The sequence below is a fragment of the Paenibacillus soyae genome (assembly GCF_024623455.1).
Lineage (GTDB): Bacteria > Bacillota > Bacilli > Paenibacillales > Paenibacillaceae > Pristimantibacillus > Pristimantibacillus soyae.
The window spans coordinates 267,431-285,734 of sequence record NZ_JANIPJ010000007.1 but is presented as its reverse complement, the minus strand read 5'-3'; the positions used below and the strand labels follow the sequence as shown (position 1 = coordinate 285,734).

General features: G+C 59.8%; 17 protein-coding genes. 6 read left to right on the top strand and 11 right to left on the bottom strand.

The window, feature by feature from the left end; genetic code table 11:
• Positions 1 to 15 precede the first annotated feature (15 nt).
• The 4 genes from NQZ67_RS12460 to cysK form a co-directional block, all read right to left on the bottom strand.
• Positions 16 to 1,122, bottom strand: a complete 1,107-nt coding sequence (locus NQZ67_RS12460) for an ABC transporter ATP-binding protein (protein ID WP_371825294.1) — start codon at positions 1,120 to 1,122, stop codon at positions 16 to 18.
• A 97-nt stretch (positions 1,123 to 1,219) separates the two neighbouring features.
• Positions 1,220 to 2,584: an ABC transporter substrate-binding protein gene (locus NQZ67_RS12455; protein ID WP_257445891.1), complete on the bottom strand. Its 1,365-nt coding sequence runs from the start codon at positions 2,582 to 2,584 to the stop codon at positions 1,220 to 1,222.
• Positions 2,585 to 2,828: 244 nt separating this feature from the next.
• On the bottom strand, positions 2,829 to 3,416 hold the full coding sequence (locus NQZ67_RS12450) for a thioredoxin family protein (RefSeq protein ID WP_257445888.1): 588 nt from the start codon (positions 3,414 to 3,416) through the stop codon (positions 2,829 to 2,831).
• Positions 3,417 to 3,653: 237 nt separating this feature from the next.
• A complete protein-coding gene (gene cysK / locus NQZ67_RS12445; protein WP_257445885.1) occupies positions 3,654 to 4,598 on the bottom strand; it encodes a cysteine synthase A in 945 nt (314 codons plus the stop codon).
• A 352-nt stretch (positions 4,599 to 4,950) separates the two neighbouring features.
• On the opposite strand from cysK, the gene NQZ67_RS12440 reads away from it, so the two are divergent.
• From NQZ67_RS12440 to NQZ67_RS12430, 3 genes are all read left to right on the top strand, one after another.
• Positions 4,951 to 6,555, top strand: coding sequence for an FAD-dependent oxidoreductase (locus NQZ67_RS12440; RefSeq protein ID WP_257445883.1), 1,605 nt, complete (start codon positions 4,951 to 4,953; stop codon positions 6,553 to 6,555).
• Positions 6,552 to 6,872: a 4Fe-4S dicluster domain-containing protein gene (locus NQZ67_RS12435; protein ID WP_257445881.1), complete on the top strand. Its 321-nt coding sequence runs from the start codon at positions 6,552 to 6,554 to the stop codon at positions 6,870 to 6,872. Before NQZ67_RS12440 ends, NQZ67_RS12435 begins: the two co-directional genes overlap by 4 nt.
• A gap of 94 nt (positions 6,873 to 6,966) precedes the next feature.
• The gene (locus NQZ67_RS12430; RefSeq protein ID WP_257445880.1) at positions 6,967 to 8,325 is read left to right on the top strand and encodes an ABC transporter substrate-binding protein; all 1,359 of its coding nucleotides are present in this window, start codon (positions 6,967 to 6,969) and stop codon (positions 8,323 to 8,325) included.
• 82 nt (positions 8,326 to 8,407) lie between these two features.
• On the opposite strand, the gene NQZ67_RS12425 is transcribed toward NQZ67_RS12430, so the two are convergent.
• Both NQZ67_RS12425 and NQZ67_RS12420 read right to left on the bottom strand, forming a co-directional pair.
• Positions 8,408 to 9,208: an alpha/beta hydrolase family protein gene (locus NQZ67_RS12425; protein ID WP_257445879.1), complete on the bottom strand. Its 801-nt coding sequence runs from the start codon at positions 9,206 to 9,208 to the stop codon at positions 8,408 to 8,410.
• A 113-nt stretch (positions 9,209 to 9,321) separates the two neighbouring features.
• Complete coding sequence (locus tag NQZ67_RS12420) at positions 9,322 to 10,149, bottom strand: dienelactone hydrolase family protein (protein WP_257445878.1); 828 nt, start codon at positions 10,147 to 10,149, stop codon at positions 9,322 to 9,324.
• Between the two features lie 271 nt (positions 10,150 to 10,420).
• Between NQZ67_RS12420 and NQZ67_RS12415 the strand changes: the two genes are divergently transcribed.
• From NQZ67_RS12415 to NQZ67_RS12405, 3 genes are read left to right on the top strand one after another with little or no spacing between them, the layout of a single operon-like run.
• Positions 10,421 to 10,774, top strand: coding sequence for a 4Fe-4S dicluster domain-containing protein (locus tag NQZ67_RS12415; RefSeq protein ID WP_257445876.1), 354 nt, complete (start codon positions 10,421 to 10,423; stop codon positions 10,772 to 10,774).
• Between the two features lie 51 nt (positions 10,775 to 10,825).
• Positions 10,826 to 12,199: an ABC transporter substrate-binding protein gene (locus NQZ67_RS12410; protein ID WP_257445874.1), complete on the top strand. Its 1,374-nt coding sequence runs from the start codon at positions 10,826 to 10,828 to the stop codon at positions 12,197 to 12,199.
• Between the two features lie 16 nt (positions 12,200 to 12,215).
• Positions 12,216 to 13,832, top strand: a complete 1,617-nt coding sequence (locus tag NQZ67_RS12405) for an FAD-dependent oxidoreductase (RefSeq protein WP_257445870.1) — start codon at positions 12,216 to 12,218, stop codon at positions 13,830 to 13,832.
• A 68-nt stretch (positions 13,833 to 13,900) separates the two neighbouring features.
• Here NQZ67_RS12405 and NQZ67_RS12400 read toward each other — a convergent pair whose 3' ends face one another.
• The 5 genes from NQZ67_RS12400 to NQZ67_RS12380 form a co-directional block, all read right to left on the bottom strand.
• On the bottom strand, positions 13,901 to 15,250 hold the full coding sequence (locus NQZ67_RS12400; RefSeq protein WP_257445868.1) for an extracellular solute-binding protein: 1,350 nt from the start codon (positions 15,248 to 15,250) through the stop codon (positions 13,901 to 13,903).
• A gap of 95 nt (positions 15,251 to 15,345) precedes the next feature.
• Entirely contained in the window at positions 15,346 to 15,726 is a 381-nt protein-coding gene (locus NQZ67_RS12395; RefSeq protein WP_257445865.1) for a 4Fe-4S dicluster domain-containing protein, read from the bottom strand.
• Positions 15,723 to 17,348, bottom strand: a complete 1,626-nt coding sequence (locus NQZ67_RS12390) for an FAD-dependent oxidoreductase (protein WP_257445862.1) — start codon at positions 17,346 to 17,348, stop codon at positions 15,723 to 15,725. The genes NQZ67_RS12395 and NQZ67_RS12390 overlap by 4 nt, the downstream gene beginning before the upstream one ends.
• A complete protein-coding gene (locus tag NQZ67_RS12385) occupies positions 17,345 to 17,527 on the bottom strand; it encodes a YezD family protein (protein ID WP_257445859.1) in 183 nt (60 codons plus the stop codon). Before NQZ67_RS12385 ends, NQZ67_RS12390 begins: the two co-directional genes overlap by 4 nt.
• A 57-nt stretch (positions 17,528 to 17,584) precedes the next feature.
• Positions 17,585 to 18,226, bottom strand: coding sequence for a nitroreductase family protein (locus NQZ67_RS12380; RefSeq protein ID WP_257445857.1), 642 nt, complete (start codon positions 18,224 to 18,226; stop codon positions 17,585 to 17,587).
• Positions 18,227 to 18,304: the final 78 nt, after the last annotated feature.

Below are 18,304 nucleotides of genomic sequence, written 5' to 3'. Positions count from 1 at the left end.
CTTCCGATTTCCCGCTTACTTGAGACGTTCGCCGCTGTCCGGCTCGAAGAACAGCGCCTTGGACATATCGAGCACGATGCGCAGCCGCTCGTTCTCCTCGCACCGGTAATGCGCGTCCACTCTGGCCACGAGCAGACTGTCCTGCCCGATGTCGAGATGCAGGAACCGGTCGGCTCCCATCAGCTCGCTGACCTTGTAGACCGCCGTGAACACCGAGTCCGAATACAAGCCTTCCGGACCGACATGCTCGGGGCGGACGCCAAGCGTCACGCGCCGGTCCACTTTGTTATGCCGCCTCATGGCTTCGGCCGCTTCCTTCGTCACGGGCAGCGAGAACCGGCTCGTCGAGAAATGCAGCCTGTCTCCCGCCCCTTCGGTTATTTTGCCTTCGATGAAGTTAATGCCGGGCGAACCGATAAAGCTTGCCACGAACCGGTTGTTAGGCGACGTATACACCGTCTCCGGCGTATCGATCTGCTGGATGACGCCGTCCTTCATGACGACGATCCGGTCGGCCATCGTCATCGCTTCGATCTGGTCATGGGTCACGTAAATAAACGTGGCGCCCAGCGTCTTGTGCAGCTTGATCAGCTCCATGCGCATCTGCACGCGCAGCTTGGCGTCCAGATTGGAGAGCGGCTCATCCATCAGGAACACGCTGGGCTCACGGACGATCGCGCGGCCCAGAGCGACCCGCTGGCGCTGTCCGCCGGACAGTTCCTTCGGCTTCCGGTTCAAGTAAGGCTCTATCTCGAGCACTCGCGCCGCGCGGCGCACCGCGAGGTCGATCTCATGCCGCGGCTGCTTGCGCAGGCGCAAGCCGAATGCAATGTTTTCGTAGACGCTCATATTCGGGTACAACGCATAGTTCTGGAACACCATGGCGATGTCGCGGTCCTTGGGCGGCAGATGGTTCACCAGCTGCTCGCCGATGTACACCTCGCCTTCGGATATGTCTTCAAGCCCGGCAATCATGCGCAGCGTCGTCGACTTGCCGCAGCCGGAAGGTCCGACGAACACTAGAAATTCCTTGTCCTTAATATCCAGATGGAAATCGTTCACCACAGCTTGCTTGTCTTTGCCGTACCGTTTATACAAATGCTGGATCGAGATGCTGGCCACCAGTCCCACCTCCGGATAGATAGCGAGGGAAGCGCCTCAGTCGCTGCGGCGCTCCCTGCCTGTTGCTGGATCGGCTCCGAGCGGCAGCCGACTCCTGTTAATTCGTATTGTTCAGCGTTTCAAGCTCTTTCTCGATCGATTCCTGGGCGACGCGCAGCGCCGTGTTGACGTCTTGGCCGCCGACGGCGATGTTCTTCTCCGCTTCCTCCAGGAATTTGCGCACCTTGCTTTCGAACTTATGAGGCCTGATCACGTTCCGCGGCGGCGCCTTGAAGATGTTCTCTACCGTCTTGCCCTGCAGCACCGGAATGTCCTGGCCGTATACGTCTTCGAACTGCTTGCCCTCGACAGTCGGCACGCGGCCAACCTTGGCCAGCGCCGTCTGCGACTCGTCGGACAGCACGTTCGCGATGACCTGGAACGCGATATCTTTGTTTTGGCTTGCCTTCGTAACGATCAGGGAGTGCACGTTCGCCGCTTTTCCAGTGCCGAGGTTCTCCTCGAAGTTCGGGAACGGCGCGAAATCCCAATTCAGCTCCACGCCCTGCTGGCGCAGCTCTTCGAGCGGTCCCAGCAGATGGGCGATATTGTAGGCAACCATGGCCAGATTCTGCTCGTTGTAGAAAATGTCGTCGTCGTTCGCGTACTGGTATCGACCGTCGGCGCCGATGTAGCCTTGCACCTCGTAGCTTTTCTTCAGCTGCTCGAACACCTTGTGCCACTCCGGCGTCGTCACGTCGGCCTTGCCCGTCTCCGGATCGACGATGAACAGGTCGAGTCCCGTCGCGATGTTGCTCGCGCCGAACAAATCGATGCCGACGTAATCGACGCCGTTATCGCTGCGGGTCACCTGCTTGCCGAGCTCGATCGCCTCGTTCCAGCTCATCTGCTCGTTCGGCGGATAGGCGACGCCGAATTTATCGAAAATATCCTTGTTATAGAAGAGCACCGGCAAGTTGACCGAGAACGGAATGGCGGCAAGCCCTTCCTCCGGCGAATACTTGGTGATCGTATCCAACACCACCGGCTTCAAACGGGATAAGTCGGTGCCATGCTTCTCGATGTACGGCTGCAGGTTCTCCGCCAGATCGAGATCCTTCAGCGTGGTCGCGATCGACGAGGTGGATACGAACATGATGTCCGGCACCTCTCCCGACGTGATGAGCGGCTCCAGCTCCACGTCCTCCGGCGCGTCCACCCACTCCAGCGTGACGTGTGGGAACTTTTCTTTCGTCCTCTCGACCAGCACTTTCTCGAATTCCGTTTCCGTCACCGTGATGCCGGCGCGGAGCACCTTCAACGTCACCGGCTTCTCGCCGCTTTCGGTCTGTTCGCCGCCCGCGGACGACTGGCTCGATGGTTCGGCTTGCTCGCCGCCGCTTCCGTTGTTGCCGCCGCTGCATCCGGCCAGAATGCCCAGCAGCAGGATTAGCGCCAATAAAACAAAGCCCGTTTTTCTCATGTTCATTCTCCTCTTTTTTTGTCCCTGTGACTTGAAGTTCGTGTTTCGTTGTACAAAAAAAGAAGACGTGCTCCTCCGGGCGATTTGTGGCCCAATGCGAGAGAAGCACATCTCCGTTTATACGGTCGATACACTTATGTCATTATTCACATAGATTTAGTTGGAATTAAATTTGGAAAGAAGGACCTCCGCCATACCTCCCGGGTGGGACGGCGCGGAAGTCCCGGCATCGAAACGAAAGCCGTTAGTGCAGCACCAGGTCGCAAGCCTCTTCGGGCATCCAACGTTTGTCCTTGCCTTCCCATTTCACGTTGCAGCCGAGAGGGTTCGTGAGCGGCACCGCGATTTCGCGACCGGTCAAATAATCGTCCAGCGCGTTATCCAGGTCATAGGACGTAATTTTCTCGGCGTCCTTCGGCGAGTCGGTGGCGCGTCCCGTATAGATCAGCTTGCGGTCCGCGTCGAACACGTAGAAGTGCGGCGTACGCAGCGCCCCGTAAGCCAGCGCGGCTTCCTGCTTGGCGTCGTGCAGGTAAGTCCACGGGAACTTATGCTCGTCGATCCGCTCAATCATTTTCTCGTAGGAATCCTCCGGATACGAAGTCGAGCTGTTCGAGTTAATCGCGATGAAAGCGACGCCTTGCGGTCCGTACTTCAGCGCGGTCTGGCGCGTTACCTCGTCCGAGCCTTTCACGAACGGGCAATGATTGCAGGTGAAGAAGACGACAAGCGCCTTCGCGTCCGCGAAATCCTCTAGACTGTAGCGCTCGCCGTCCGTCGCGAGCAGATCGAAATCCGGAGCCTCTTGCCCGATTTGAAGCGTAAATGCCATAATGTTTTTCCTCCTCGAAATAATAGGATTGCCATACCTATATGTGGATGGTTCATGATGCTTATTCCTTGTCCGCCGCGCTTCGCGCATGCAAAAAAGAGACATTTCCAAGCTCCTGCAGGAGAGGGAAATGTCTCTGGGCGTCCAGTCGATCACTTCGCTATATGATTCTATTCGGATAATAACACGTTATTCCTACCTGTCAAGTGGGATTAATAGATCCCCTGACGCGGCAGCCTAGGCCTGCTGTTCCTCCGCGTACAGAACCGTCGACAAATACCGTTCGCCGTTGCTCGGGATGACGGCCACGACGCGTTTGCCCGCTCCCAGCTTCTCCGCGAGGCGTAGAGCCGCATATATCGCCGCGCCCGACGAGATCCCGCCGAGAATGCCCTCGGTTCTTGCAGCCAGACGGGCCGTCTCGAAAGCCTGCTCGTTCGTTACCTGGATGACCTCGTTGTAAATGCCGGTATCCAGAATAGACGGCACGAAGCCTGCGCCGATGCCTTGTATTTTGTGCGGACTCGGGCTGCCGCCCGACAATACCGGCGATGCCGCCGGTTCTACGGCCGCGATATGAATATCCGGATACCGTCCGCGCAGCACCTCTCCCGCCCCGGTAATCGTGCCGCCGGTTCCGATGCCCGCGACGAATCCGTCCAGGCGGCCGTCCAGCGAATCGATGGCCTCGATGATTTCCGGCCCCGTCGTCTCGCGATGGATTTTCACGTTGGCCGGGTTATCGAACTGCTGCGCCGGGAAGTAGTCCGGGTTTTTGTCGAGCAGTTCTTTGGCGACGCGAATCGCGCCTTTCATGCCCTCGCTTCCCGGCGTCAGGACAAGCTCCGCTCCGTAAGCCCGCAGCAGGTTTCGCCGCTCGAGGCTCATCGTCTCCGGCATGACCAATATCGCCCGGTATCCCCTTGCGGCCGCGACCAGCGCGATGCCGATGCCCGTATTGCCGCTCGTCGCCTCGACGATCGTCGCGCCGGGCTTCAATTTCCCTTCGCGCTCCGCTTCCTCGATGATGCTGATGGCGATTCGGTCCTTCACGCTGCTGCCGGGATTAAAAAATTCCAGCTTCAAATAAATTTCGGCGCTGCCCTCCGGCACAATCTTGTTTAGCCGGACCAGAGGCGTATCCCCTATCAAATCCGTAATGTTGTTTACGATGCGTGCCATCCTACGTCCCCCTGTCTGGTTGAAATAAAAATGCGCTTCCGGCCGAATGAGGACCGAAAGCGCATCTCCGTTTGTACGGTTGATTAACGCAATTCCTATTAATCCAAGTGATTTGCTTGCTTTTAACCAATATAGCACAGCATGGCGAATCGCACAATACAATTTTTCCATCTTTTTTTGCCGGGCATGATCTATTGACAGCCTTTCGGAGGGCGTGCTACGCTATTGCCACATATCCGACAACACCGCTATGAATAGTGTGAGTCGAATTGACCAGTCAGCTGGAAGCCGTCGCGTTCGCGGCCGTTTCAGGCTGGCTTATTTTTGTTATGGCGAAAGGGAGGATGAATGAATGGGGATTGAGCAGTCGCAAGCAGCCGTGAGCTTGGAAGCCGACGTGTTGGTAATCGGCGGGGGCCCCTCCGGCGTATGGGCGGCATTATCCGCCGCGAACGAAGGCGCAAGGGTCGTGCTGGCGGACAAGGGCTTCTGCGGCTCCAGCGGCGCGACCGCGCCGTCGGGCACCGGAGTATGGTATGTGCAGCCGGACGCGCAGCTGCGCTACGAAGCCAAGATGAGCCGTTATGAGATGGGAGGACGCCTCGCCGAGGATTCGTGGATGAACCGCGTGCTGGATAAAGCGTTCGAGAGAATGCATAATTTGGCCGATTGGGGATATCCGTTCCCGGTCGACGAGACGGGCAAGCAAGTGGTTCGCGGGCTGCAAGGGCCCGAATACATGAAGCTGATGCGGAAGCTCGCGCTGAAGGCCAAGGTGAAAATTCTCGACCACAGCCCCGCTCTCGAGCTCCTCGCGGACGATCATGGCGTAGGAGGAGCGCGAGGAGTCCGAACGCAATCGGGCGAGCCATGGGAAGTAAGAGCAGGCGCGGTCGTCATCGCGACGGGCGGCTGCGCGTTTCTCAGCAAGGCGCTCGGCTGCAACGTGCTGACGGGCGACGGCTACCTTCTCGCGGCCGAAGCCGGCGCGGAAATGTCGGGCATGGAATTTTCGAACGCGTACGCGATCTCCCCCTCCTTCTCTTCCGTTACGAAAACGGCCTACTACCGCTATGCCTCGTTCTACTACGAGGACGGAACCATCGTGGAAGGCGCCGGCTCGCAGCGAGGCCGCTCCGTCATCGCCCGCAACCTGCTGCAGGGCAGGCAGGTCTACGCGAGGCTCGATCAGGCGCCGGAGGACATCATTCCGAGGCTGCGGGTCGGACAGACGAACTTCTTCCTCCCGTTCGACCGGCACGGCATCGATCCGTTCAAGGACTTGTTCCCGGTCACTCTGCGCCTCGAAGGGACCGTGCGCGGCACCGGCGGCATCCATATCGTCGACGAGAACTGCGCCACGATCGTCCCCGGTCTCTACGCGGCGGGCGACGCGGCGACGAGGGAGCTGATCTGCGGAGGCTTTACGGGTGGCGGCAGCCATAACGCGGCGTGGGCCATGTCCTCCGGATCGTTCTCCGGCAGGGGAGCGGCGGAATACGCTCTTGCCCTAGGGGTCAATGCTACGAATCGTAACCTGCGCGGCCTTTCGTCCACCCCGCTCGTTGACCGGGGCGCCGCTTCCCACGCGGCCAAAACCGCGGAGCGCGTGCAAGAGATCAAAGACGTGACGCATCCGTACGACCGCAACCTGTTCCGGACGGAAAGCGTGCTGGACGACTCGTTGAACCGACTCGACGCGCTTTGGAAGGATATCCGCGAAACACCGGTCGCGCGGGACGGCCAGGCCTATAAAGCGCGGGAGAGCGCCGCGATGACGGCAACCACGCGCTGGATGTACCATTCGGCCAAACGGCGGACGGAGACGCGCGGCATGCACAAGCGCGTCGATTATCCGGCGCTCGATGCCGGCCAGCGCTTCCGCCTAATCAGCAGCGGTCTGGACGACATCAAGGTTCGAACGGCAAAGGTAGCGGAGGAGGTCGTTCTTGTTTGATCGAAATCGTCAGCGAATCCAAATGCATTCAGTGTAATCTCTGCGTTTCCGTGTGCCCGACCAACGTCTTCGACCGGGTTGACGGCAACATTCCCGTCATCGCCCGCCAAGACGACTGCCAGACTTGCTTCATGTGCGAGCTGTACTGCCCGGTCGACGCGCTGTACGTCGCCCCGGACGCCGAAGCGAGCGTTATTGCGGCGGAGGACGATCTGGAAAGCCGCGGCTTGATCGGCAGCTACCGCGAGAAGATCGGCTGGGGACCCGGACGCACGCCCATAACGAAGCATCCGCTCATGCTGGCAGGCAATAATTGACCATACCGATACCCACCGTATCATCGGAGGCGCGCTTCAGTTTCGGAAGCGCGCCTTTTCCTTTCCTAGACGACAGAAAAAGGAGTGTATTCCCATGAAATCCTTATTAATAAAAAACATGCTCCTCCTCCTCGTGCTTGCCTGGATCATCGCCGGCTGCGCGGGTTCGGGCGGCGACTCCTCCAGCGGGGGCGACGCCTCCGCCGAGCCGGGCGAGACAGGCGCCGCGGATCAGCCGGAGCCGCTTACGCTTACGTTCTTCGTCAACGGCATTAACCTGTCCGACACGGAGTTCAGGCTGATGGTCGAGGAACCGACCAAAAAGAAATTCCCGCATATCACGCTCGAGAGGATCGTGCCGCCAGACGGAACCGGGCTGCCGGAGCTGATCGTCGCCGGACAAGTGCCGGATATCATTTACGCCAGCGTAAACACGTACTACGTGCTCGAGGATCTCGATATCCTGTATCCGCTCGACGAGCTGATCGACAAATACGATTTCGACGTGAGCCGCATCAAGCCTCATATTCTGAAATCGATCACCGACTTCAGCGACAGCGGCGACAGCCTGCATGCCCTTCCGTTCAACGACAACGACACGATCCTCTATTACAACAAAGACATCTTCGACAAGTTCGGCGTTCCGTATCCTCCAGACGAGCAGATGACATGGGACGAAGCGCTCGAGCTCGGCAGACAGCTCACGAGGAACGACAACGGCACGCAATATATCGGACTCGAGGTGGCATCCGGTCCTTCCCATCTCCAGAGCAGCTTGGCGCTCGGCACGCTCGATCCCGAGACGGGAGAAGCAATCGTGAACACGCCGGAGTGGGCCCGAGTGCTCGAGTTCCAGAAGAAGGTGTTTGAGGTGCCAGGTACGGTGCAGGGGGACACGTATTTGTACAACAAAGACTCGTTCATCAAAGACCGCGTGCTCGCTATGCGACCGAGCTATATCGCGAACATGGTCGGCACGCTGGAGGAGCTGAGGCAGGCGGGCGATCCGATCAACTGGGATATCGCTCCCGTCCCTAACTTCCCGGACGCGCTCGGCATCAGCAAGGAGGTCAACATCCACTCGCTCTATATTTCGGCCCAGAGCAAGCATAAGGACGAAGCGTTCCAGGTGCTCGCGAACATTCTGTCCGACGAGGTGCAGACGATTCTGTCCCGCAACGGCCGGCTGCCGTCGATCGCGAACGAGGAGATCGAGAAGCAGTTCGGAGCCGATGTGCCCGACCTCCAAGGCAAGAAGATCGAGAACGTGTTCAAGGCGCGGGGCGTGCAGCTTCACAGCCCGCATGAATACGAGCCGCAGGTTGCGAAATACGTGACGGAGGCGTACAAATCGCTTGCGCTGGACGGCGTGGACGTCAATACGGCGCTAAGGTCGCTTGAGGAGAACATCAACGCGGAGGTCGCGAGGCTGAAAGCGGCGGATAACAAATAAACGAATGGCTCCGTATACCCGACAAAAAAAGGAGGCATCCGCCGAGGTCCCAACGGACCCTGCGGATAGCCTCCTTCTTCCGTTATTTCAAAGGATACGTTCTCTTCAGGAACGCGACCGTCTCTTCGAAAGCCGCGTCAAGCCTTTCGTTCGAGCCCTCGTACGGATGGGCGATCCCGAAGGTATGGTCGGCGCCTTGAATCGAAACGTAGCTCTGATGAGGCGCGATCTCCTTCAGCTTGTCGACGAATTCGAGCAGCCGCTCGCTGTCGCGGTCTCCCTGGACGATCAAAGCCGGCTGGCGGAGCCCGCTGAATCGCGAAGTAATGTCGAAGCGCTCGGGATTCGATTCGTAATCAAGCGCCACGGCCAGCTGGACCTTCGTCAAATCCGAGTCCGTGGATGCCTTGACCGGTCCGGGGCCGCCGTTCCATACGATAACCGCCCCGACCAGCTCCGGATTTTCGTTGGCGAACACAATGCTGCTGCCGCCGGACCGGCTGTGTCCAAGCAAGGCGATTCTCGCCGGATCGGCCTCCTGTCCCAGCGGCAGCTGGCCTTGCCAGAGCTGCCTGACAACGGCCCCCAGGTCCAGCACGTCCTGAGACAGGGTACTGGCTTCGGCTACGCGAGCGTCGTTCAGTCCTTCCTCGGATGCCGCGATGCGGGAGAAGTCGAAGCTGACCGCGTACAGACCCGCTTCGGCGAACCGCTCCGTCACGTCCGGCCAGAAGCCCCAGTCCTGGAATCCCCGGAAGCCGTGAGCCACGACGACGACCGGCTTGCGAACGCCATTCTCCTGCGTCTTCACGCGGCCTCTTACTTTCAGCCCCCCGCTGAGGGGGATTTCAAACGATTCCGATCTTAACGTTTGTTCCGACATAATCCGCAACACTCCTTATCGATAAAATAAAAAACAGAAGTCTATCCTTGATGCCAAGGCAACCTCCGTTTGAACGGTCAATATCGTATTCGTTTAAAAAGTCGACCTGTACTTTAGCCTTTAAGCGTCAGGTTCAGGAAGCCCAGCGTACGCGCGTAAGCGTCCCTCGCGGAAGGCGCATGATAGCTCGGCCTCGAATCGTTAAAGAAAGCATGCCCGGCTCCCGGATAAACATGGTACTCGTACCGCTTGCCTTGCTTCTTCGCAAGCTCGGCGAACGCCGGCACGGCGCCCGTGATCCTCTCGTCCCTCTCGCCGTAAAACCCGAGCAGCGGCGCCTGAATAAGAGCGGCGTTCTCGTCGGAAGGGAAACCTCCGTAGAACAGCACGGCGCCCTTAAGCTCCTGGTCATGCGCCGCAAGCTCGGCGGCCAGTGCTCCTCCCAAGCAGAAACCGACGGCGGCAACGCCTTGGCCGAGAGTTGGAGCATGCTCGCCGCGCAGGAACGAAGCGGCTGCGGCCGTCTTTTCGTTGAACGTCTCCCGCCAACCCGACAGATTCAGCACCCGGCTCAGCGTCTCCTCGATTCGTCTGGCCTCATCGGGAGGAAGCTCGGTCAGCGCCACCTGCCTCGCGCCGGCGTTCCGCCACGAAGCGGATGGCAAAGTGTTCAGGAACGACTTGGCCAGATCGATCCGATCGGGGGACAAAGCTTCCGGGCGCGTTCCTCCGTCCGCGAACAAGTCGGGGGCGAACGCGATGTAACCGGCGGCCGCGAAGCGGTCGGCGACGCTGCGGATATGCGCGTCCACCCCCCATATTTCCTGCAGCACGATGACGGCCGGCGCGGTCTCCCTCAATCCTTGCAGCCTCGCGGCATAACCGGTAAACCGGTTGTTGCCGCCGTACGAAACCCATTCTCGAATAAGGGACAAGCTCATTCCTCCTCACATTCTGTGTATTCCAATGAGGTTACTTGGTTATATTCGTAGGCTAACAGTCTTTTCCTTTGTTGTCAATCTTGTTTTTATGGTTGACCAAACACCCAAGTGGCGGTATGATCGTTTTATATCCGAGTAAACTTATGGAAATTATATCGTTTCCTAACCAATCAACCGTATGAGCGGAGATGCCCACTGTCGTGGAGCATCTTTTTTTGTTTTCGCGATGTGGCGCATGACCGGATGAGTCATTCAGAAGGAGGTTAACGACATGATTGAGCTCGTAAGCGACGACCGGTGCATCCGGTGCGGGATCTGCGTGAAGGTGTGCCCGACCCACGTGTTCGACGCGGATGCGGAAGGCTTGCCTTTCATCGCACGCCAGGAGGACTGCCAAACCTGCTTCGTCTGCGAAGCGCATTGCCCGGCCGACGCGCTGTACGTATCGCCCTACGCCGATGTCGCGGTGGACGTCGAAGAAGAAAGCCTGATCGCGAACGGGCTGCTGGGAAGCTGGAGGGCGACGGTCGGTTGGGGACCGGGCCGCACCAAGCTCGCTTCCGTCGACACGACGGAATTCATTAATCGCATTCTTCCGCCCAGACCCGGCAGTGCGGCGCGATAGCCCGGGCGAATAACCGGAAATGAACGCACTTCAAACGAAAGGGGTTTATCCATGAGAAACCGATGGACGACATTCACAAGCATCATTCTGCTAAGCCTGCTGTTATTCGGCTGCGCGGCATCGAACAACGGAGGCCAAAGCTCCGGCTCGGATCCGTCCGCCGCCCCGTCCGCATCGCCGGAGAGCAGCACGCAAGCTGAACCAAGCGCTAGCCCTGAGCCGATTACCCTGAGGTTCTGCGTCGGCGGCGGCACGCTTACCGATACCGAATTCCAGCTGTTCTTCGCCGAGCCGACCAAAAACAAGTTTCCTCATATTACGCTAGAGAAAGTCGTGCCGGCCGAGGGCGTCACGCCCGCCGAGGTGCTTACCTCGGGTGAGCCGCCGGACATCATTTATCAGACGAGCGGCTCCTATTATGCCTTCCAGGAGCTGGAGGCACTGGCGGATTTGACGCCGCTGATCGCGAAGCACGGCTTCGATACGAAGCGGCTGAAGCCCGTTCTGCTGGATTCGGTGCTGAACTTCTCCAAGAACGGAGAAATCTTCACGCTTCCGTTCTCATCCAACGTTGCCGCCTTGTTCTATAACAAGGACATTTTCGATAAATTCAGCGTGCCGTATCCCCCGGACGAACAGATCACGTGGGACGAACTGCTGGCCATCGCCCAGAAGCTGACGCGCAGCGACGGCGGCGTCCAGTATATCGGCACCGATCTGAACAACGGCCCGGCGACGCTGCAGGGCAGCTACGGCATCTTCGCCCTTGACCCGGAGACCGGCGAGCCGACTCTGCAATCCGAGCAATGGCGACGCGTGTTCGAAACGTACGAGAAGAGCGTCCAAATTCCCGGCTACGTGCAGGGTGAGCAATTCGAATACAGCCGGGACTCCTTTATCGTAGATCAGAATCTCGCGATTCGCCCTACCCTTCTGGCCAATCTGATCGGTCCGCTAGAAGAGCTGCGCGCCGGGGGCAAACCGCTCAACTGGGATTTGGCCCCGATTCCGAACTTCGCGGACAATATCGGCCAGGGCAAAGCGGCCAACGTCCACTCCGTCTCCATCTCCAGCGTGAGCAAGCATCCGGACGAGGCCTTCCAGGTGCTCGCGAACATCCTGTCCGACGACGTTCAGCGCATCGTCGCGCGCAACGGACGCGTGCCGGCCATCGACAAGCCGGAGCTCGAGCAGGAGTTCGGCGCCGACATCGAGGTGCTGAAAGGCAAGAAGATCGAAAATATTTTCAAAACGACGCCGCCGGTCCTGAACCAGCATCGCTGGGAGAACGACATCTCCAAGCATCTGGCGCAGGCGTTCTCCGATATCGCGCTGAAGGGTACCGATGTGAACACGGCCATCCGCGCGGCGGAAGACGCCATCCGCAAAGACCTGGAGACGTTAAAGGTCACGAAACCGGAGTAAAGGAGGAGCGACGACGATGGGAGAAATCGATGTAAAGCTCACGGCGGACGTGCTCGTGATCGGCGGCGGCCCCGCCGCCGCCTGGGCGGCTTGGAGCGCCGCTTCGAATGGAGCGAACGTCGCGCTCGTCGACAAAGGTTATCTCGGCACGAGCGGCGCGACCGCTCCCGGCGGAACCAATCTGCTGTATCTGCCGCCCGACCAGAAGCTTCGGGATCAAGCAGTCGAGCAGCGCTTCAAGGGCGGCGGTTTCCTGTCGGAGCCATCTTGGACCTACCGCGTGCTCGATCAAGTGTATATTAATCTCGAACGCATCGAGAAATGGGGGTATCCGTTCGTCCGGGACGAGGAAGGCGTCCCCCAGCGCGGTCATCTGCAAGGACTGGAATACATGAATCTGATGCGCAAGGTCGTGCTGAAGGCCGGCGTGAAGGTGCTCGACCATCACCCGTCGCTCGAGCTGCTCGTCGACGAGCATGGGGTCGGCGGGGCCAGAGGCGTGTCCCGGCTCGACAACAAGGAATGGGAGGTCCGCGCGAACGCCGTCGTGCTGGCAACCGGCGGCTGCGCCTTCCTGAGCAAGGGCCTCGGCTGCAACGTGCTGACGGGAGACGGGCTGCTCATGGCCTCCGAGCTCGGAGCCGAGCTCTCCGGCATGGAGTTCAGCCGCGCGTACGCGCCGAGCGCCGCTTTCGGCACCATCACCAGGGGCCGGCTGCTGGGATGGGCGACCTATTACGACGAAGAAGGCAACGTGCTGAATAGCGACGGCAACCGCGGACAAATTCTTCATAGAGCCGTAAGCGAAGGACGGACCGTATATGCCATGCTGAACAAGGCGGACACCCCGGAGAAGCAAGCGATTTTGAGAAGCTCGCATGCCGTATTCTTCTTGCCTTACGACCGGACCGGCATCGATCCGTTCACGCAGAAGTTCCCTTTGACGCTTCGGGCCGAAGGAACGGTGCGCGGAACCGGAGGCATCCGCCTCGTCTCGGAGGACTGCTCCACGACCGTCGCCGGCTTGTACGCCGCGGGCGACGCCGCTTCGCGGGAGCGGCTGATGGGCGGCATGTCCGGCGGCGGCGCCTTCAACGCTTCTTGGGCGATCTGCTCCGGGACATGGTCGGGAGAGGCCGCGGCCGCTTACGCGCTGGCACAGAGCCGGAATGCCGGATCGCGCGACTTGCGGCCTGCCGGCCGGTACGGCCTTCAGGCTGGCGAGACGAGCGGCTCCGTAGCCGTCGGCGCGCCTGCTTCCGACAGCTCCCGCCCTAGCCAGAAGGAGCTCGTAGCGGCCGTGCAGCAGGAAGTTTCGCTCAAGATCAACTACTTCCGCAACGTCCCTTCCCTTCAAGGCTCGCTCGCGCGGCTGAACGCGTTATGGCCGATTGCCGGAAGCTTTAGCGAACGCGGAGGCATCCAACAGCGAGTCCGATCGCGCGAGATCGCGGCCATGGCCGCCACCGCCCGATGGATGCATACGGCTTCGCTGGAACGCAAGGAGACGAGGGCGATGCACGCGCTCGCGGAATATCCGGAGCAGGATCCGAACCAGCTGCACCGTATCACGCTGAGCGGCATCGATGAGATTGCCGTCCGTTACGACAAGGTTCCGGGTTCATCCGCCTAATAGAAGAGCTTGCTCCTCGCCGTCACGGCGGGGGCAAGCTCTTCTTGTTTCATTTACTGCCTGTGATCCTATTTGGTGTTCTTCAACGTCTCCAAATCCTTATCGATCTTCTCCGCCGCTTCGCGCAGCGCCGTGTTGACGTCGGCTCCGCCGATTGCGACAGCCTCGGCCGCTTCGCCGATGTAAGAGGTAATCTTCCGCTCGTAAGGGTTCTCCGCGTTCAGGTTGCGCGGCGTCGCCTTGAAGATGTTTTCAATCGTTTTGCCCTTCAGCACCTCGACGTCCGCGCCGAATTCCTTCTCCAGCTCCGGGTTGTTCAGCACCGAGACGCGGCCGTTCCGGCTGACCAATCGCTGCACTTCATCCGACAGCAGATAGTTCAGCACCTGGTAAGCTTCCTCCTGATGCGCGCCGCCCTTCGTGATGCCGAACCGATGCACGTTGATTTCGAGGCTCGTGCCGAGCGCCTCTTCGAAGTTCGGATGCGGGGCGAAATCCCAGTTCAGCGTTACGCCCTGCCGCCGCAGCTCCTCCAGGGGCCCGACCAATTGCGCCAGATTGTGGGTATACATGGCGAGGTTCTGGTCGACGTAGAACACGTCGTCCTTGTCGTCGTGCCGGTAATCGTCGCCCTGTACGAAGCCCGGTATGTCGTATAGCTTCTTAATCGTCTGGAATACCTTGGTCCACTCGGCGTTCGTAATCGCGGCTTGCCCGGTCGCAGGATCGATAATGTCTAGAGAGAGGCTGCTGCCCAGTTTCGTCGGCGACAGATCGATGCCGATGTAATTCACTCCGTCCTCGGTACGCGTCAGCTGCTTGGCAATATCGATAATTTCGTCCCACGTCTTCACTTCGTTAATGTAAGGAACGCCAAACCGGTCGAAAATATCTTTGTTCACGTACAGCACCGGCAAGTTGACGGAGAACGGGAACTGATTGCCCTCGGACGACTGGTTAATCGCGCTGACGACTTCCGGCTTCAGACGGCTTTCGTCGTAGCCGTATTTCTCCTTAAGCGGAGCCAGATCGGCCAGCAGATCCTTCTCCTTCAGCTCGCCGTAGCTCCCGCCGAAGATCAGATCCGGAATCGTGCCTGCCGTCAGCAGCGGCTCGATCGGATCCCCCTCCGGGATGTCGAGCAGCTTGATCTGAATATGGGGGAACTTCGCCTCCACGGGGGCGAAATACGCCTCGACCTCGGTCTGCGTCAGCGTGACGCCTCCGTATTTGAATATCGTCAGCTCGATTTGTTCCTTAGCGTCGGGACTCGGGGAAGCGGACTCCGCCGTCTCCGTGGCCTTGGCGTCAGTCTCCGGCTGCCCGGCTTGATCCGCGCTTCCCGAACCGCCGGATTGCGCGCATCCGGCCAATAGCAGCATGGCCGCCGCAATAAGCGCTATACTCGTTTTCTTCATCGAATTTCCACCTTTTCTTATCAGAATAATAGGTTTTATGAAAACAAAAAAGGAGACAGGCTTTCATCCGACGATGAAATCCCCATCTCCTCCGCTCAAACGGTCGTATTCCGTTGTCGTTGCGCTTCCCCTCTGCCGCCCGCTCCCGGCCTGACGCTTCGCAGGATCGGAGTCGTGTCGCTGGCCGCCATCGAAACCTTGCCGTTGCTGCCGAAGCCGATTATCGCTCTCCAGCTGCCGAGCATCGAGCGGTCCACCAAGTCTTGCTCCGTTACCTCCACTTTCTCGTCCGCGTGATGCGCCACGAACAGCGCGTCCACGGGGCAATAAGCCTCGCACATAAAGCAGGTTTGACAGTCCTCCTGGCGGGCGATGACGGGCAGTCCCGCATCGTCCGCGTCGAATACGTTCGTCGGGCAAACCTTGACGCAGAGCCCGCACGTGACGCACCGCTCCTCGCTTACAAGCTCGATCATACCGTCAGCCCCTCCTTTACCGTGACTGGAGGAACCGTCTGGCCGCCCGACGGCACGCTCTCCCAGCGGTGCGCAATCCTCTCAATGCCGGAGAGTAGAAGCCTGCGGTTCATCGAATCGTCCAGCTCCGGATATTCAGCCATCGTATGCATGCCTCTCGTTTCCTTCCGGATCAAAGCGGCCGTATACATCCATCTGGCGTTCGCGACCATGGCGGCCGCTTCCCTCGCCTGCACGCGCCCCGTCGCCGACGGACCGACCGCGCCCTGCACAAGCGGCCACTGCCGGTCAAGCCGTTCCAGCGCTCCGGCCAGAACCGGCTCGCTGCGGAAGTAATTAATCCGCAGCGGGAACATTTCGTCTTGTACCGCCTTCACGACCTCCCTGACGGGAATCGGAGCGGTGGAATCGGCCGTATGCGCAAGTCCGTGCCGACCCGCCGGCTTGACGTTGCGGTGCGAGGCGTCTTTCCCTTGCGCCAGCGCGTGTTCGGCAGCCCCCTTCCCCGACCAGGTCCCGGAGGCGATCGCCCAGGACGCGTTGTACGCGCCGCCTCCCGACTTGGCTCCGGCCGTCTTCTCCCTCGAAGCGGCATCGCCCGCCGCGAACAGCCCCTGCACGGAGGTCTGGCAATAATCCCCGGTCAGCCGGATTCCGCCCGTCCCCCGGATCGTCCCTTCGTAACGCATCTGAATCGGGAAGCTCTGCGTGAACGGATCGATGCCCGCACGGTCGAAGGGCACGAACCAGAGCGGCGTCGACGCCCGGATGATGGCCTGCTTCTCCGGCGTATTGCCGTGGGTCAGCTTCGCGTAGACGGGTCCTTGGGCCAAGTGCTTCGCGAAAAAATGATCCTCTCTTGGACCGCCTTCGTGAATGAGATTGCCCTCACCGTCATAGAACGAAGCAAAGCCCAGCACGCGATTGCGCGTGATCGTGCTGAACGCGGCGGTCGTCGCGTATTGGCGGCTGAACTCCATGCCGGACATCTCGACGCCTAGTTCGGACGCCATTAGTTGACCGTCTCCCGTCTGCACGTTGCAGCCTAGGCCTTTGCTCAGGAAGGCGCAGCCGCCCGTCGCGATGACGACGGCGTTCGCCCGCACTTCCCATGAACCCCCGGTCAGACGGTTCACGCCTCTTGCTCCGCCGACGCCATGTTCGTCGACAAGCAGCTCGAGCGCCGGATGCTGATCCAGAATCGTGACGCCGGCTTTGCGCACGACTCTGCGCATCAACTCCATGTATTCGGGACCTTGCATATGCGATTTATAGAGATTGCCGTTCTCGTCGAGCGGGAATCGATAGCCCCATTTCTCCACCAGCTGAATGTTCAGGTAGGCCTGCTCCATCAAGCGATAAATCCAAGGCGATTCCGAGAGGAAGCCTCCGGACTTCAGCCGCTCGGCAACCGCCTTCTCCCGCTTCTCCCGGTCGGGCTCCACATAGAGGAACCCCGTCCCGCCCGGAGCCGTCGCGCCGCTCGTTCCGAGATAGCCCTTGTCGGCCAGCACGGTGCGCGCGCCGTGGGAGGCAGCGCTCCACGCGGCCCAAGCGCCGGCTGGTCCGCCTCCGATAACGAGCACGTCGGCGGTTAACCTCTCTTCCGCCGGCCCTGTCATTTGCGCTTCGCGCCTGTCGAAGGCGCCTTAGCCGCATCGAATCGGCTGCGCTCCGTCCGGTCGATCTGCACGATTTGGCCGTCATGCACCGTTATTTGCACGACGCCGTAGGCGAGCCCTTGCACCTGGTCGATGATGCGTTTCAGCCAAGCGTCCGTTACTTCCACTTTTCGAGACATGCCCATCATCCTCTCGTTCTTGGTTATCGATTGGTAAACCCTCGCTTCGCGTTCGGGTTAAGCTTCCTCTCCGCCAGTTGGAATCGGAAGAAGGCTATCGGCAAGCGGACGTCTTCCGTTCGGCTTCTCGGCCTCGCGAAACGATTCGTCCAGCGCATCCGCTTCGCCGCGATAGCCGAGCGCGATGACGGCATGGAGCGCGATATGATCCGGCGTGCCGAGCGTTTCCCTGGCAACGTCATGCTCGAACCCGCCGATCGCTCTCGTCGACAAGCCAAGCAGCCTTGCCTGGAAGGCCAGCGTTGCCCAAGCCGCTCCCGCGTCGAAGGCATGCGCGCCGTTAGGCTCGCCGATCTCCCTCACCTTCACCGAAGCAAGGAGCAGAAGCACCGGAGCCTTATCCGCCCATAGACGGTTTCGCGGCTTAATGAATTTGCGGAATTGCTCATGCTCTTCCTCCGTTCTCGCTACGTAGAACCGCCAAGGCTGTTGGTTGCCGGAGGACGGCGACCAGCGCGCCGCTTCCAGCACGGTGAACAGAACGTCGTCGGTTACCGATTTTTCCTCGTAGGAACGGGGGGACCATCGATTCAGAATAAGAGGATGGACCGGGTGGTCAGGCTTCCTTGATGCCTCCACCTCGGGACTATAAGTTGTTTCGATCGATTGGCTTTGCTGCTCGTTGGATACGATGCTCATTGGGTTCAATCCTTTCGAATAGGGATGGTATGAAAACAAGAAGGCGCCTATCCGGACGAACTTTCTGTCAGCTCTCGG